Source organism: Chryseobacterium cucumeris, assembly GCF_001593385.1.
In the GTDB taxonomy this organism is placed as follows: Bacteria; Bacteroidota; Bacteroidia; order Flavobacteriales; family Weeksellaceae; genus Chryseobacterium; species Chryseobacterium cucumeris.
The window spans coordinates 117,062-132,183 of record NZ_LUVZ01000046.1 but is presented as its reverse complement, the minus strand read 5'-3'; the positions used below and the strand labels follow the sequence as shown (position 1 = coordinate 132,183).

12 protein-coding genes are annotated in these 15,122 nt (G+C 36.9%); 5 read left to right on the top strand and 7 right to left on the bottom strand.

Annotation, left to right across the window (positions count from 1 at the left end):
* Nucleotides 1–18 precede the first annotated feature (18 nt).
* A complete protein-coding gene (locus A1704_RS22385) occupies nucleotides 19–555 on the top strand; it encodes a gamma carbonic anhydrase family protein (protein WP_034694954.1) in 537 nt (178 codons plus the stop codon).
* A 365-nt stretch (nucleotides 556–920) separates the two neighbouring features.
* On the opposite strand, the gene A1704_RS22380 is transcribed toward A1704_RS22385, so the two are convergent.
* A complete protein-coding gene (locus A1704_RS22380; RefSeq protein ID WP_062676214.1) occupies nucleotides 921–1,373 on the bottom strand; it encodes a hypothetical protein in 453 nt (150 codons plus the stop codon).
* A gap of 82 nt (nucleotides 1,374–1,455) precedes the next feature.
* Here A1704_RS22380 and A1704_RS22375 point away from each other — a divergent pair, with 82 nt between their 5' ends.
* Nucleotides 1,456–3,582, top strand: a complete 2,127-nt coding sequence (locus A1704_RS22375) for a helix-turn-helix domain-containing protein (RefSeq protein ID WP_062676213.1) — start codon at nucleotides 1,456–1,458, stop codon at nucleotides 3,580–3,582.
* A gap of 36 nt (nucleotides 3,583–3,618) precedes the next feature.
* On the opposite strand, the gene A1704_RS22370 is transcribed toward A1704_RS22375, so the two are convergent.
* The gene (locus A1704_RS22370) at nucleotides 3,619–4,467 is read right to left on the bottom strand and encodes a M12 family metallopeptidase (RefSeq protein ID WP_062676212.1); all 849 of its coding nucleotides are present in this window, start codon (nucleotides 4,465–4,467) and stop codon (nucleotides 3,619–3,621) included.
* A 261-nt stretch (nucleotides 4,468–4,728) separates the two neighbouring features.
* Here A1704_RS22370 and A1704_RS22365 point away from each other — a divergent pair, with 261 nt between their 5' ends.
* From A1704_RS22365 to A1704_RS22355, 3 genes are all read left to right on the top strand, one after another.
* Nucleotides 4,729–5,733, top strand: coding sequence for an LLM class flavin-dependent oxidoreductase (locus tag A1704_RS22365; RefSeq protein ID WP_062676211.1), 1,005 nt, complete (start codon nucleotides 4,729–4,731; stop codon nucleotides 5,731–5,733).
* Between the two features lie 68 nt (nucleotides 5,734–5,801).
* Nucleotides 5,802–6,923 (top strand): 3,4-dihydroxy-2-butanone-4-phosphate synthase, encoded by a 1,122-nt coding sequence (ribB, locus tag A1704_RS22360; RefSeq protein WP_062676210.1) that lies wholly within the window; start codon nucleotides 5,802–5,804, stop codon nucleotides 6,921–6,923.
* Nucleotides 6,924–7,024: 101 nt separating this feature from the next.
* Entirely contained in the window at nucleotides 7,025–7,606 is a 582-nt protein-coding gene (locus tag A1704_RS22355) for a Crp/Fnr family transcriptional regulator (RefSeq protein ID WP_062676209.1), read from the top strand.
* Nucleotides 7,607–7,683: 77 nt separating this feature from the next.
* Here A1704_RS22355 and fmt read toward each other — a convergent pair whose 3' ends face one another.
* The 5 genes from fmt to A1704_RS22330 all read right to left on the bottom strand — a co-directional run bounded on the left by fmt (nucleotide 7,684) and on the right by A1704_RS22330 (nucleotide 15,105).
* Nucleotides 7,684–8,631, bottom strand: coding sequence for a methionyl-tRNA formyltransferase (gene fmt / locus A1704_RS22350; protein WP_062676208.1), 948 nt, complete (start codon nucleotides 8,629–8,631; stop codon nucleotides 7,684–7,686).
* A gap of 141 nt (nucleotides 8,632–8,772) precedes the next feature.
* A complete protein-coding gene (locus tag A1704_RS22345) occupies nucleotides 8,773–10,680 on the bottom strand; it encodes a RecQ family ATP-dependent DNA helicase (protein ID WP_062676207.1) in 1,908 nt (635 codons plus the stop codon).
* Between the two features lie 77 nt (nucleotides 10,681–10,757).
* On the bottom strand, nucleotides 10,758–12,197 hold the full coding sequence (locus A1704_RS22340; RefSeq protein ID WP_062676206.1) for an OmpA family protein: 1,440 nt from the start codon (nucleotides 12,195–12,197) through the stop codon (nucleotides 10,758–10,760).
* A 211-nt stretch (nucleotides 12,198–12,408) separates the two neighbouring features.
* Nucleotides 12,409–13,935 (bottom strand): OmpA family protein, encoded by a 1,527-nt coding sequence (locus A1704_RS22335; protein ID WP_062676205.1) that lies wholly within the window; start codon nucleotides 13,933–13,935, stop codon nucleotides 12,409–12,411.
* A 54-nt stretch (nucleotides 13,936–13,989) separates the two neighbouring features.
* Entirely contained in the window at nucleotides 13,990–15,105 is a 1,116-nt protein-coding gene (locus A1704_RS22330) for a hypothetical protein (RefSeq protein ID WP_062676204.1), read from the bottom strand.
* Nucleotides 15,106–15,122: the final 17 nt, after the last annotated feature.

Below are 15,122 nucleotides of genomic sequence, written 5' to 3'. Positions count from 1 at the left end.
ACATTTCAAATAAATATTATGGCACTAATAAAACAGCTTTTAGGAAAAGCACCACAGATCGGAGAGAATACTTTCTTAGCAGAAACAGCAACTATTATTGGCGATGTTACAATGGGAAAAGACTGCAGTGTCTGGTATAATGCAGTGATCAGAGGTGATGTTCACTATATCAAAATGGGGGACAAAGTGAATGTTCAGGACAATGCAATGCTGCACTGTACGTATCAGAAATATCCTTTGAATATCGGGAACAATGTTTCTATAGGACATAATGCCATTGTTCATGGATGTACCATTAAAGATAATGTACTGATCGGAATGGGAGCTATTGTGATGGATGATTGTCTGGTAGAAGAAAACTCCATTGTAGGAGCAGGTTCTGTAGTGACTCAGGGAACGCACATTAAATCCGGAGAAGTCTGGGGAGGAGTTCCTGCAAGAAAAATAAAAGATATCAATGCTCAGTTATTGGAAGGAGAAGTGAACAGAATTGCAGATAACTATGTCAAATATTCATCATGGTATAAGGAGAATGTGAAGGATCATCAATTTTAGAATGTCAAGTGAATAGTGAATAATGAATAGTCAATTCGCTGTGCTTGTCAATTTTTGCGATCAGAATTCACCATTCACTTGCGAAGCAAAATTCACTTATTGACTATAAAATAGTGAAAGGTCAATAGTCAATTCGCTGTGCTTGTCAATTTTTGCGATCAGAATTCACCATTCACTTGTGAAGCAAAATTCACTTATTGACTATAAAATAGTGAAAGGTCAATGGTCAATTCGCTGTGCTTGTCAATTATTTTTGGCATCCATTTGCGAAGCAAAATTCACCATTGATCTATTTAAAAATAAATATAAAAGCTCTGTTCTGAAACAGAGCTTTTTCGATTTGATATAGAACCTTTGCTTTATTGTTAATTATTATCCGGTGTAATAAGTCTGATCTTGCCATTGACACATTTGAGTGATGTAGGTGGCTCGATCATCATGCAGTCAGACGTAATATTATACTTTTCATTAAAAGCTTTCACTTTATCCGTATACTCATTCACCCTTGGTAAGAAAATCGCTTCTATTTTCTTAGGGTAGGCAATGTATTGCTGAGGTCCACCGCAGGCTTTTGATCCCATAGGAGCAAATGCCCATTGGCTGGCATCCGTACATTTTTCTCCTGATACTTCAGATTCAATAGAAGCTTTTAATCTATCCAGCTGTGCCTGTTCATATTTCTGACTTTCCTCGTCAGCAGGTCTGTCAGCAATATCAATAGGAAGATTGGTATTGGCACTCTTTGATGTATTACACGAAACTAAAGTTAATGTAGTACACAATACTATTGCCGGGATATGAAAGAATAATTTTTTCACAATAAACTTTTTTCTTTTTAAGAATTTTCAAAACTTATGCCAAGGTAAGAAATTCAAATTCATTTCCGTATTTTTGACGAAGATGAATAATCATTTTTTTGACTTAATAGAATATACGAACAGAAGCGTTTTTTTAACCGGGAAAGCCGGAACAGGAAAGACGACATTTCTTAATGATTTTGTAAGGCGTACAAAGAAAAAGCATATTGTAGTGGCTCCCACGGGAATTGCTGCCATTAATGCAGGTGGAGTTACAATCCATTCCATGTTTGGGCTGCCGTTGAGAACCTTTCTTCCTACTACAGAAAGGATAGATACCAGTTTGGCTAATAATATTGCCGATCTGATGCCTCATTTCAAATACCGTAAAGATAAGCTGAAGCTTCTAAGAGAGGTTGAAATCATTATTATTGATGAGGTTTCAATGTTGAGGGCTGATGTTCTGGATATGATGGATTTTTCTTTGAGATTTATCAGAAGGAATAATCAGAGATTTGGAGGGGTACAGATGCTCTTTATCGGAGATTTGTTTCAGCTTCCTCCGGTGGTAAGGGATGAGCATATCCTGAAAATGTATTACAATTCACCCTTCTTTTTTGACAGCCATGCCATTAAGGAAATTCCTATTGTTACCATTGAACTGACGAAAGTATACAGACAATCTGACGAAGAGTTTCTGGAAATTCTGAATGCAATCCGTGACGGCGATGTGGATAATATAGACTTTAATCATCTCAATGAAAGGTATGATCCTGACTTTGATATGGGAAAAGAATCCTATGTATATCTGTGTTCTCACAACAAAATGGCAGATGAGATCAATCAGGAAAAACTGGCAGAAATAAAAGTTGATCCTCAGGTGTATGAAGCTAAGTTGGTAGGGGATTTTAAAGAAAATCAATTTCCGAACGAACAGTTTTTAGAACTGAAAATAGGAGCTCAGATCATGTTTATCCGAAATGATATTTCCGGTGAGAAGAAATATTTTAACGGAAAGCTGGGCGAGATCATCGGATTGGATGAAAATGAAATCCGTGTTGTACTGGATGAAAGTGAAAGAGAAATTGTTGTCAAAAGAGAAACCTGGGAACAGAAAAAATATTTTCTTGATACTGATAAAAATATCCAGGAAGAAGTGTTGGGAAGTTTCGAGCAGTTTCCTATCAAATTAGCATGGGCGGTTACGATTCATAAAAGTCAGGGATTAACGTTTGATAAAGTGATTATTGATGCAGGAAAGAGTTTTACTGCCGGTCAGGTCTATGTAGCTTTATCCCGCTGCAGAACTTTGGAAGGAATTGTTTTAAAATCAAAAATTACCCCTGAAGTTATTTTCAAGGATAACAGAATTTTGCATTTCCACACAGATACGATTGCCAATGACCATGTAGAAGCTATTTTAAATCAGGAAAAATATGATTACAGCATCAGAAAAGTATTGCGTACGTTAGACTGTACATGGTTTTTAAAGGAAGTGGAGGAGTGGAATAACCTTTCCATTGTCACCAAGAATATAGACCACGTCAAAACCAAACAGCTTTATCTTCAGTTAAAACATGAAGCAGTAAATCTTGGAAAAATCTTTGAGAAACTGGAACGTATTATTTTTCAGAAAGTCAATAATTTTATTGAACAGAAAGAAGAATGGTCCGAGATTGAAAGCAAATCAAAAGGTGCGGTTAATTTCTTTTTTACAGAAACCAGAAATAAGATTTTCGATCCTTTGAAAGAATTTTATGCTGAAATAAAAGGAGCGAAAGGTTTAAAACAATATAATGAAGAATTTAAAAGCTGGCTGGAAGACATTGAAGAATATCTGAACAGTCTGAAAGATATTCACTTACTTGAAACTAAACTTTTAGATGAAAAGAATGATAAGGAAATCAATCTGAAAATTGCTAAAGTTCCGTCACAGGTTTTAACTTTCCAGCTGTTTGAGCAGGGAAAAACGATCGGAGAAATTGCCTTGGAAAGAGGGCTGGTGAAAGAAACCGTTATTGGGCATCTTGCCAAATTTGCCGAACAAGGCTTGCTGGATATTTCCCGAGTCATTACTTCGGATAAAATTAAGGCTTTTGAAGATGAATTCTATAAAAATCCACATGAAACATTAACCGAGTGGAAGAATGCACTGCCAAGCCATTTTGAATTTAACGAAATCAGGATTTTAATCAATCATTATAATTATAAAAAAGAAAAGAACTCATAAGAGTTCTTTTTTTATGGAGAGACGATTCTTAAAAATTTAAGGATACATCGCATTGATGGTATTGATATCTCCGGTAGTAAATCCGGTTCTGGTATAAGTAAAATTGCTGTTGTCAGCTCTGGTAATTGTTGGTAACCCATTTTTAGAATAAGAGGTTGGCCAATACATCATCACAGAATTAATATTAAACGGGCCTATATCTGTTCCGGAATTATAGATGTTGAAATTATAAGATTGTCCATTTTGAATATTGTTCCACAGAATCTTTACATATTGATCTCTGTCTTTACGCGTATGTTCATGATAAAGTCCTACCGTATGCCCCATTTCATGAATCACTGAACCTACAGAAATATACTGATCCAAAGAAATGGTTTGTTTTCCACCCTGATATCCGATATGAGCCCAGCCATCAGATCCTGATGAGCTTCCGAAAATAAATTCCACATAATTAGCCTGGTTGGTACGGTAGATCCACTGTGTATTCGTTTTATTATTGTACTCGCTGATGGCAGAGTTGATTTTGTTAACATTGATGGAACCCATATTGCCGGCAATAGTATAATAAATTTTACCATTCGGCCATCTTGAATAGCTTGCACCGCCTTTATTAACTTCATTACCTTCTGATAATTGTTTGTCGGTAAGAACAATATCTCCCTGGAAAAAATTCATTCCGTTTTTTCTTTCATAGGTAATTTCCTGGCCGTTCAATTGTCCTTTTTTTACATTGTCTGCGTTGAAGGCATTGGTTTGAGCTTCAGAAGTAATTTCTTCATTGTTTTTGCTACAAGACGAAAATATTGCAGCAATAAGAAAACTCATAAAGACAGTTTTTCCTGTCAACATCTGCTTATAAAACAGGCTGTTTGTTTTTTTGTTCATATTAAAATTTTTAAAAATTTGGTATACGAATATAATAAATATATCTCTTTTTGTTGAATTATTTTTGTTAAAATATGTTTTTTAATATGATTATTTAATTTTAAGATCACATAGGTAAAACGATGTAAGCAAAATTTTCATTCCAATAGTTTTTCCCTGAACTGATCAATTGTTTTTATTAATTACAAAAAGTAACTAATGCAGTTTTTATGTTTTAAATTTGCCTTGTTTTTCAGATTAAAGAAAAATTAACATCATAACATGAAAAATTTTGAAATTTCTGTTTTAGATCTTGCCCCGGTAAAGCAAGGTAAAAGCATTCATGATACTTTTCAGGACAGCTTATCACTAGCTAATCACGCTGAAAATTTAAATTATAAAAGATTCTGGCTGGCAGAACACCACAATATGGAAAGTATTGCAAGCTCTGCAACTTCTGTTTTAATTGGTTTCATTGCCAATGGAACGAAAACAATCAGAGTAGGTTCAGGAGGAATTATGCTTCCTAACCACAGTTCTCTGATCATTGCAGAACAATTTGGTACTCTGGAATCTCTGTTTCCGGGAAGGATTGACCTTGGATTAGGAAGAGCTCCGGGAACAGATGGCTTGACAGCACAAGCGTTGGGAAGGAATCCAGCCATCATCAATGAACAGTTTCCAAGACAGATCCTCGAACTTCAAAGATATTTTTCAAAAGAAAATTCAGAGGCGATGGTTCGTGCCATTCCGGGAGAAGGATTGGATATTCCGCTATATATTCTGGGGTCAAGTACAGACAGTGCATGGCTGGCTGCAGAACTAGGGCTGCCTTATGCATTTGCGGGACATTTTGCACCTGAGCAGATGGAAATGGCTTTTAAAATATACAGAGAACATTTCGAACCGTCAAAATATCTGGATAAACCTTATATCATTGCGTGTGTAAATGGGGTAGCGGCTGAAACTTCTGAGGAAGCTCATAAAATTTCCACCACTTTATTCCAGGCATTCATCAATATTGTAAGAAACGACAGAAAACCTTTTGCTCCACCCGTGGATGATATGGATGAAATCTGGTCGCCAATGGAAAAATCTATGGTTTTACAGAAACTGAGATATACTTTTATCGGAGATAAGGCTGAAGTTCAGGAAAAGCTTAAAGATTTCCAGGAAAGATTCCAGGTGGATGAACTGATGATCAATTCACATATCTACGATCATCAGAAAAGATTGAGATCTTACGAGATTTTCAGAGAGGCTGCAGACTCTTTATCCAAAGCGTAATAAACCATACATAATTAATTGGCAGATGCTTATTTTTATGAGTATCTTTGCACAAATAAAAAGTAAAAATGTCCGATATTAAATTAAATACTATTCCAGAGGCTATCGAAGACCTTAGAAATGGTAAAATAATCATAGTAGTAGATGATGAAGACAGAGAAAATGAAGGTGATTTTCTTTGCGCGGCAGAACTGACAACGCCGGAAATTATCAATTTTATGGCTCTTCACGGAAGAGGGCTGATCTGTATGCCGCTTCCTGAAAAAAGATGTGATGAGCTTGGACTTGAAGTGATGGTAAGCAGAAGCAGCGATCCTAAGGAAACTGCTTTCACCGTATCAGTTGACCTTCTGGGTAACGGAACATCTACCGGAATTTCTGCAAGTGACAGAGCAAAAACAATTTTAGCATTGATGGATGAAAAATCCAAGCCTACAGATTTTATGAGACCTGGCCACATTTTCCCGCTTCGTGCAAGAAAAGGAGGAGTATTGAAAAGAGCCGGACATACTGAAGCGGCCATCGATCTTACGAATTTAGCAGGATTGAAAGAAGGAGGTGTGATCTGCGAGATCATGAATGAAGATGGTACAATGTCCCGTCTGCCTGAACTTCATGCTTTTGCCCAAAAACACGATATGAAGATCGTTTCTATTGAAGATCTTATCCACTATCAGCTTAAAAAAGGAAATCTGGTAGAAAGACTTGAAGAGAAAAAAGTAAAAACGCACTACGGTGATTTTGATTTTTATGCTTTCAGAGAAACTTCCAATGACCAGATCCACTTTGCATTGACAAAAGGAGCTTGGACGGTAGATGAGCCTGTTTTGGTAAGAGTACAGTCTTCAGATTCTTATTTTGATGTATTGACAAGATTAAATAATGGGGAGAAACCCCTGTTGGAAAAAGTAACCAATATGGTTAATGAGGCTGGAAAAGGAGCTATTATTTTCATCAACAATGTTTCTAATTCTGAAAATACATTGAGAAAACTTCAGCAGTTCCTGAACTATCAGGACGGTCAGGAGCAGCATCCTACACTGGCCTACAACTACAGAGATTATGGAATCGGAACGCAGATCCTTAAGAATTTAGGAATCAACAAGTTTAAAGTAATCACTCAAAACCCTAATATCAAACCTCAGGTTGGAGGATATGATGTAGAGGTTACTGAGATGGTACAACTCTAGTAAATGAACAGTCAATAATGAATTTTTTCATAATAAATGACTGTTTGTAATATAAAATATAAGGTTTAGGATTTTTCTAAACCTTTTTTATTTTTTAAACCATGACTGAATCTTTAAAAAAACATATCCGGGGCTATATTGAAATTTCAGATGAAAAGCTGGAGAAATACTGCAGTGCTTTCAGTTTAAGGAAAATCAAGAAAAAAGAATTCCTCTTAAAAGAAGGTGAAATTTGCGAATTTGAAGGGTTTGTCGTTAGCGGATGTTTTAAAGTTTTTCATACCCATCATAATGCAGCCGAACAGATATTGTATTTTGGAATTGAAAACTGGTGGATCTCCGATATTGATAGTTTTGTAAACCGCATTCCCTCAAAACTCAATATTCAGGCGCTTGAGGATAGTGAAATCCTTCTTATTCCCAAAAAAGACAAAGAAAAACTGTATGCTGAAATGCCGGAGATTGAAAGATTAATGAGGCTTAAATTTCAAAAATCAATTATTGCCCTACAGCGTAGAATTATTGATAATCTAAGCAAACCTTCAGATGAACGCTATGTTGAGTTTTTAAAAGATTATCCACAGACAGCAAGCCGTCTTACCAATATTCAGATTGCAGCCTATCTGGGAGTGACACCTGAGTTTATAAGCAGAATCCGGAAGAAAATTGTGAGTAAAAGTTGATGACTGAAAATTAAAAAGTCCCAAAAGTCTATCTGTAAATACTTTTGGGACTTTTTTATGTATAATGATCTTATTTTTTAGGCTAATGCAATTCCGTCAAAGTTTCGGAAACCATTTAGAAAATCTTTTACCAACATTCTTTTTTTACCTTCTAACTGAAGCTCCAGCGGATAATAGATTCCGTCCTGAGTATAGATTTTAAATTCATTCTTAGAAATATCAAGACTTCCAGCTGGTTTTCCGTGGCCAACAAGTTCAAATTTACCCCCGAATATTTTTAATCCTTTTTCTTCGTTGTCAATCTTTAAAGTGGTGAAAGCTGCAGGATAAGGCGACATTCCCAGAATAAACTGATGAATGGTTTTTGAAGGCTGTTCCCAATTGATCCTCGTATCTTCCTTGAAAATTTTATAAGCATTTTTAGGATGTTCTACATGGGGCTGAGGTTTCTCTTCAATAGCATTTTCGGCAAGACCATCCAATGTCTTAACCACAAGGCCTGAGCCCATTTCCATGAGTCGGTCATGAAGGCTTCCGGCATTTTCATCCGGTAAAATTTCCATTTCCTGCTGAAGAAGAATATTTCCTTCGTCAATTTTTTCATTAATAAAGAAAGTAGTTGCTCCGGTCTTTTCTTCTCCGTTGATTACAGCATAATTGATGGGTGCAGCACCTCTGTAATCAGGAAGCAGTGAAGCATGAAGATTGAAAGTTCCCATTTTAGGCATCTCAAAAAGCACTTTAGGCATCATCCTGAAGGCAACCACTACAAAAACATCAGCATCCAATTTCCTAAGTTCTTCCAGGAATTCAGGGTTTCTCAACTTTTCCGGCTGAAAAACAGGAATATTATTTTCTTCAGCATAGATTTTTACCGGTGACTGGTGAATTTTCTGTCCGCGTCCGCTTGCCTTATCAGCTACAGTTACAACACCTACTACCTGATGGTGAGATTGGTGGATGGCCTCCAAAGAGGTTTTTGCAAACTCAGGAGTTCCTAAAAAAACAACTTTCAATGATTTCATACTGCAAAGATAAGTTTTTGATCTGAGAGTCGGAAAATATCAGGGTTTGAAGGTAGGAGAGTTTTAGAGTGTGAGCGTTTGAGATTTAGGCAGGTTGAGGGTCATAATATTTATCAATCATTATTCATTATTCATTATTCATTACTCATGATTCAGCGCATACGTTCTGAAATTCAGCATTCTTACCTTTCCTGAATCCAAAAGAAAAATCAGATTCTCCAGTATATTTTCTTTGGAATGATAGCTGAGCTGGATAGACAGTTCTTCAATGGTAGCCGACTTTTTAGCTAATAAATTAATGATCTGCTGAGAAATATTTTTTCCAAAGATGGATTGCTTATTTTTTTCACAGACAGAACACTGGCCACAGTTTCTGGAATTTTTTTCACCAAAGTAAGCAAGAATTAGTTTCATTTTGCAGTAGTCGTTATTTTCTACGTAAAACTTCATCTCTTCCCATTTTTGGATTTTATTCCTCTGAATATGTTCAAATAATTTCCAGTAAGTGCTGTTCACAGCTCTTTCATCGCGGGGTTTCAGGAATTTGATACTGGCTAACGCCCCATCGATATATTCAAGATAGTTCTTTTGCTGAAGTTCTTTCAACCGTTCTTTGATCAAAGGAACACTGATATTGATTTTGTTGCTTACCTGTTGTTCACTGAACATTACTTTGTGGGTGGTAATTCCTGATATATTACGGAAAAGAAGCTCTATAAAGTAGGCATCTTTTTGAGGAAGCTGTTCCAGCTCATCAGCTTTGATAAAAAGCTCAAGTGAAGACAGACTTTTGTAATCGTTGTAGTAGACAATTTCCTGGTTGTGGAGAAAATTGAGTACATTGTTGATCTTTGCTTTCGACAGTTTTGTGAAATTCTGTATACCAAGATTATTCAGCTGAAATGTTTTTTCCGGAAGTTCAAATTCTGCTACCTGAAAAATAGAATAGAGGTAACTAATGATCTTCAAAAACTCAGCTTTGTTGGGTGTCTGATTTTTTAGAACCTGATCAAAATTCAATAATTCCTGTTTGTTCCAAAGCATGAAGGCAAAACTGTCTTTTCCATCTCTTCCGGCTCTTCCGATCTCCTGATAATAGTTTTCCAGAGACGCAGCAGGGGAATAGTGAATCACAAAACGAACATTGTCTTTGTCTATACCCATTCCAAAGGCATTGGTAGAAATAAGAACATGGTTGTCACTATTATTCCAAAGGTTTTGTCTTGCATTTTTTTCCTTGGTTGTGAGGCCTGCATGGAAATAATCTACATTTTTCAGTTGGTTTTTCTTCAGGAATTCTGCCAGCAATTCTGCTTCTTTTCTTGTTCTTACATATACAATTCCGGAGTCATTGCTGTATTTTAAAATATCAAAAACACGTTGGAATTTATCAGATACTTCATCGGTGAAAATTTTAATATTCTCTCTCTTGAAACTTTTTTGAAAAACAAAAGGATTTTTCAGTTCCAGTTTACTTTTGATCTCTTCAAGAACTTTTGGAGTCGCTGTTGCAGTCAAAGCAAGACAGGGAATTTCAGGATTATTACTTCTGAATCCTTTTATATTCTGATAACTGGGCCTGAAATCCTGACCCCATTCTGAAATACAGTGAGCTTCATCCACAGCAATGAAGGATAGTTGAATTTCCTCCATGTTTTGAATAAACTGACTATTGGTAAGTCTTTCAGGAGAAACATAGAGTAGTTTGGTAATTCCTTCTTTACAACGGTCATAAACTGCTTCCGCATCATATTCATCAAGTTCTGAGGACAGATATTCTGCTTCTATACCGCGGGCTTTAAGCTGATTAACCTGGTCTTTCATCAATGCCAGCAAAGGAGAAACAACAAGGCAGGTTCCTTCTTTCAATAGGGCTGGTAATTGATAGCATAAAGACTTTCCTGCCCCTGTAGGTAAGAGAACCAGGGTATCTTTTTCATTAATAACAGCATTGATAATTTCTTCCTGAGAATCTCTGAAGTCGGTATAACCCCAGAAATACTTAAGAGTATCATATTTTAGCTTTTGAAAATCCTGCGGAGAAATCATGTTGTAAAAATAAGGAAAGAATTAGACAAAAAAAGTCACGCAGGGCGTGACTTTCATATAATATATCAATATGTTTATTATTTAGCTTCGAAGTATACTCTTCTGTTGGCTCTGTTTTTCCATTCAGGGCACTTCGTTGCCGGTTCACATTCAGGATATTTAAGGTCTTTTTCACCTTTTCCTATTGCCTGTAATTTACCTGTTTGAACACCGTTTTTGATCAGATAGTTCTTAACGTTGTTTGCTCTTCTTTCTGATAGTTTTTGGTTGTAAGCATCAGTACCTCTTGTATCAGTAGCTCCGATTACATTATAAGAACCAGTCGAAGAATTGATGTAGTTTACAGCATTATTTAAGATTGGAGTATTTGATGGCAAAATTCTGTCAGAATTTAAATCAAACTCAATTCCCTCCAACTTAGTTTCTGTTTCTACTACAGGTCCTGTTGTAGCTACAGGACATCCGTTGTTTTCAACAGGTCCTGGAACTGTTACACACTTATCGTAAAGGTCAATTACACCGTCTAAGTCTGTATCAAGCGCAACTCCGGCACCATCCACTCTTGCTCCTGCAGGAGTATCAAGCTGTCTGTCCCAATCGTCACATACCCCGTCGTTATCAGCATCACCTTTTTTACATACTTCGATATCCTGGTTTTTATTAGCCAATACATCCAGTTTGTAATAGATTTCCTGAAGTGGATCATGCCACATAACGTGAGATTCATGCTTTCCTAATTTGAAAGAAAGACCTAATGTCGCATTGAAGAAGTTGTCAGAAACCTGCTCAGAACGCTTGTTGATAGCGCTGTAAGCATCACCGCCTCCGTCAAATTCATCATCACCTGTTACCACATACATTAATCTACCTTCAATGTCGATTCTTCTGTTTACTTTAAACTTCAGACCTGTACCAGCCTGGAAGAACAGAGAACCTAATTGGAAAGGTTTGATTTCAGTCATTAATGTCTGTTTGTTACTTCCGTCTTTCTGGTATGCTCTGTAGGCAATAGTACCAATACCAGCATACCCGTGAAGTGCCCATCTGTAAGGGGAGTGGTTGTCCACTCTTCTTAACAGATTCGAGAAGTTAATGTCTCCTAATAGAGAGATTGCGTCATACTGAGTTCTTGCTCCTACTGCTGATGCATCGGGTGCAGCATTTTTAGTATTGAACCATCCTTGTCTGGTTTCACCTCTGTCATATTGTAAATTGATCCCAAAAGCATGGGTAATCGCTTTATCAATACTTACGTAGGCTGAATATCCAAAAAGGTTTTTACCGTTACCATTTTTGATAGAAGTCAAATCTGCTGACTGAAGAAGTGGAACACCTACACCAGCAGAAATAGACCAATCATTAAATCTTTTAGATTGATTGGTGAATGGGGAAACATTAGCAGATCCCGAAGAAAATGTATTAGGATACTCTCCTTTTGAAACTGCCGTTGAGTCTTGTGCATAAGTGGCAGAAGGAATTGCCAAAGCTAATGCAACAATTGCTAAACTTAATTTCATAGTGTTATTTTTTTAAGTTAAGTTATTTTAAATGATTTTTTACGCTAAAAAGTGATTTTGTATTAATTTTTTTCAAAACAAACTTACTGATTACTAATGTATTTCACACAGTTGTCCTGAAAATAATGATAAAGGTATGTAAAAAAAATCGTAGTAGAAAAAAAATAAACCGAAAAGAGCAATTCTTTTCGGTTTAAGTAGTATTTGAAATTTATTTCTTCTTTTTCTTAGCAGGAACTTTTTTTACTGCTTTTTTTACAGGAGCATCTTCATAGTCTTTCTTTTTGATAGAATCCCATTCTGAACTTTCTATAAATCTTACAGTAACTTTTCTGTCAGCCATTCTTTCAGCATCTGAAGCTGATGCCGGGATCGTTGCTTCTGCAGAACCAACTCCTCTAGATTTTAGTACATTTTCATTAATGCCTCTGTTTTCAAGAGCTCCTACTACAGCAGCTGCTCTTTCTTTAGACAATCTAAGATTGTAGGCTGCATTTCCTTTGATATCTGTATGTCCGGTCAACAAGTAATTACCTCCGTTTTCTTTAATAATTGAAGCTGCCAGATCCAATTTTTCGTTAGATTCAGGTCTGATGGTAGCTTTATTAAAGTTGAAATAAATATCCTTAAGGGTTTTCTCTACTTCTACAGCAGTTTCCTTATGATCTTTAACGATAGGGCATCCGTTGTTTTCAACAGGTCCTGGAACTGTTACACACTTATCGTAAAGGTCAATTACACCGTCTAAGTCTGTATCAAGCGCAACTCCGGCACCATCCACTCTTGCTCCTGCAGGAGTATCAAGCTGTCTGTCCCAATCGTCACATACCCCGTCGTTATCAGCATCACCTTTTTTACATACTTCGATATCCTGGTTTTTATTAGCCAATACATCCAGTTTGTAATAGATTTCCTGAAGTGGATCATGCCACATAACGTGAGATTCATGCTTTCCTAATTTGAAAGAAAGACCTAATGTCGCATTGAAGAAGTTGTCAGAAACCTGCTCAGAACGCTTGTTGATAGCGCTGTAAGCATCACCGCCTCCGTCAAATTCATCATCACCTGTTACCACATACATTAATCTACCTTCAATGTCGATTCTTCTGTTTACTTTGAACTTCACACCTGTACCAGCCTGGAAGAACAGAGAACCTAATTGGAAAGGTTTGATTTCAGTCATTAATGTCTGTTTGTTACTACCATCCTTCTGGTATGCTCTGTAGGCAATAGTACCAATACCAGCATATCCATGAAGGGCCCATCTGTAAGGGGAGTGGTTGTCCACTCTTCTTAACAGGTTTGAGAAGTTAATGTCTCCTAAGAGAGAGATTGCGTCATACTGAGTTCTTGCTCCTACTGCTGATGCATCAGGTGCAGCATTTTTAGTATTGAACCATCCTTGTCTGGTTTCACCTCTGTCATATTGTAAATTGATCCCAAAAGCATGGGTAATCGCTTTATCAATACTTACGTAGGCTGAATATCCAAAAAGGTTTTTACCGTTACCATTTTTAATGGAAGTCAAATCTGCAGACTGAAGAAGGGGAACACCTGCTCCTACAGAAATAGACCAATCATTAAATCTTTTAGACTGGTTGGTAAAGGGGGTAACATTGGCAGATCCTGAAGAAAATGTATTAGGATATTTTCCATTTGAATCTGCAGTTGAGTCTTGTGCATAAGTAGCAGAAGGAATTGCCAAAGCTAATGCAACAATTGCTAAACTTAATTTCATCGTGTATTATTATTTGATTTCTTTTATTGAAAAAGAAGTTTAAGTTTGTTTTAATTATTTAACTGGACATCCATTGTTTTCAACAGGTCCTGGTACGGTTACACACTTGTCGTAAAGGTCAATAACGCCATCCAGATCCATATCCAAAGCAACTCCGGCACCGTCTACTCTTGCACCTGCAGGAGTGTCAAGCTGTCTGTCCCAGTCATCACATACTCCATCATTGTCTGCATCTCCTTTTTCGCAAACAACAAGGTCAGTACTTGCGTTTTCAAGAACGCTGGTTCTGTAGTATGCTTCCTGAAGCGGATCATGCCATGCAAGGTGAGATTCGTGTTTTCCTAGTTTGAAAGATACTCCTAAACTTACTGTCCAGGCGTTATCAGATCTTCTGGAATTTAACATGTTGTATTTTGAACCTGGAGTGGAAGGATCATAATCATTAGGATCTGCCCATCCGCCGCCATCGAATTCATCATCACCACTGATAATGTACATGGTTCTTGCCTCAACGTCAATAAGTTTTGAAACATTGTACTTTATTCCCACACCTCCCTGATAGAAGATAGAGTTGATATCAATGTCCTGTTTAATGAATAAAGGAGTTCTTCTTGGAGTATTGCTCCATCTGAATTCGTCGTTATCATGTAGTGATGTTCTGAATCCCTGAACTCCAATACCCATATATCCATGGAAAGCCCATCTGTATGGAGAGTGGTTGTCTACTCTTCTGAATAAGTTCGAGAAGTTGATGTCACCTAATAAAGAGATGTTGTCAAATTGTGTTGTAGCAGTAGCTATTCCTGATTTTACACCTGCAGCACCGGGAAGCTGGGCTGTCTGTTTCGTTTCTCCTCTCATATACATTAGGCTTAGCCCGAATGCATGTGTAATTTGTTTGTCTACGCTTATGTACGCATTGTAACCCCAATTAGTCTTATCCTTGCGGATAGATTTTAAATCGGAGTGTACCATAAATGCAGGACCTCCTCCAACAGAAATAGACCAGTCTCTGAAACGTCTGGATTTGTTGTCAAAGGGTTTTACATTAGCGGAACCTGAGGAGAATGTATTAGGGTACTCTGTGGAAGAGTTTACTGTTGTGCCGCTGTTCTGTGCGAAAGCTGCAATTGGCAATGATGTAGCCAATAATAATAAACCTAATTTCATACAATATGTTTTATGTT

Bases quoted from the DNA above. Each gene is read 5' to 3' on its own strand.
- A1704_RS22385 (WP_034694954.1), top strand. From the start codon at position 19: ATGGCACTAATAAAACAGCTTTTAGGAAAAGCACCACAGATCGGAGAG.
- A1704_RS22375 (WP_062676213.1), top strand. From the start codon at position 1,456: ATGAATAATCATTTTTTTGACTTAATAGAATATACGAACAGAAGCGTT.
- A1704_RS22370 (WP_062676212.1), bottom strand. From the start codon at position 4,467: ATGAACAAAAAAACAAACAGCCTGTTTTATAAGCAGATGTTGACAGGA.
- A1704_RS22365 (WP_062676211.1), top strand. From the start codon at position 4,729: ATGAAAAATTTTGAAATTTCTGTTTTAGATCTTGCCCCGGTAAAGCAA.
- ribB (WP_062676210.1), top strand. From the start codon at position 5,802: ATGTCCGATATTAAATTAAATACTATTCCAGAGGCTATCGAAGACCTT.
- A1704_RS22355 (WP_062676209.1), top strand. From the start codon at position 7,025: ATGACTGAATCTTTAAAAAAACATATCCGGGGCTATATTGAAATTTCA.
- fmt (WP_062676208.1), bottom strand. From the start codon at position 8,631: ATGAAATCATTGAAAGTTGTTTTTTTAGGAACTCCTGAGTTTGCAAAA.
- A1704_RS22345 (WP_062676207.1), bottom strand. From the start codon at position 10,680: ATGATTTCTCCGCAGGATTTTCAAAAGCTAAAATATGATACTCTTAAG.
- A1704_RS22340 (WP_062676206.1), bottom strand. From the start codon at position 12,197: ATGAAATTAAGTTTAGCAATTGTTGCATTAGCTTTGGCAATTCCTTCT.
- A1704_RS22335 (WP_062676205.1), bottom strand. From the start codon at position 13,935: ATGAAATTAAGTTTAGCAATTGTTGCATTAGCTTTGGCAATTCCTTCT.
- A1704_RS22330 (WP_062676204.1), bottom strand. From the start codon at position 15,105: ATGAAATTAGGTTTATTATTATTGGCTACATCATTGCCAATTGCAGCT.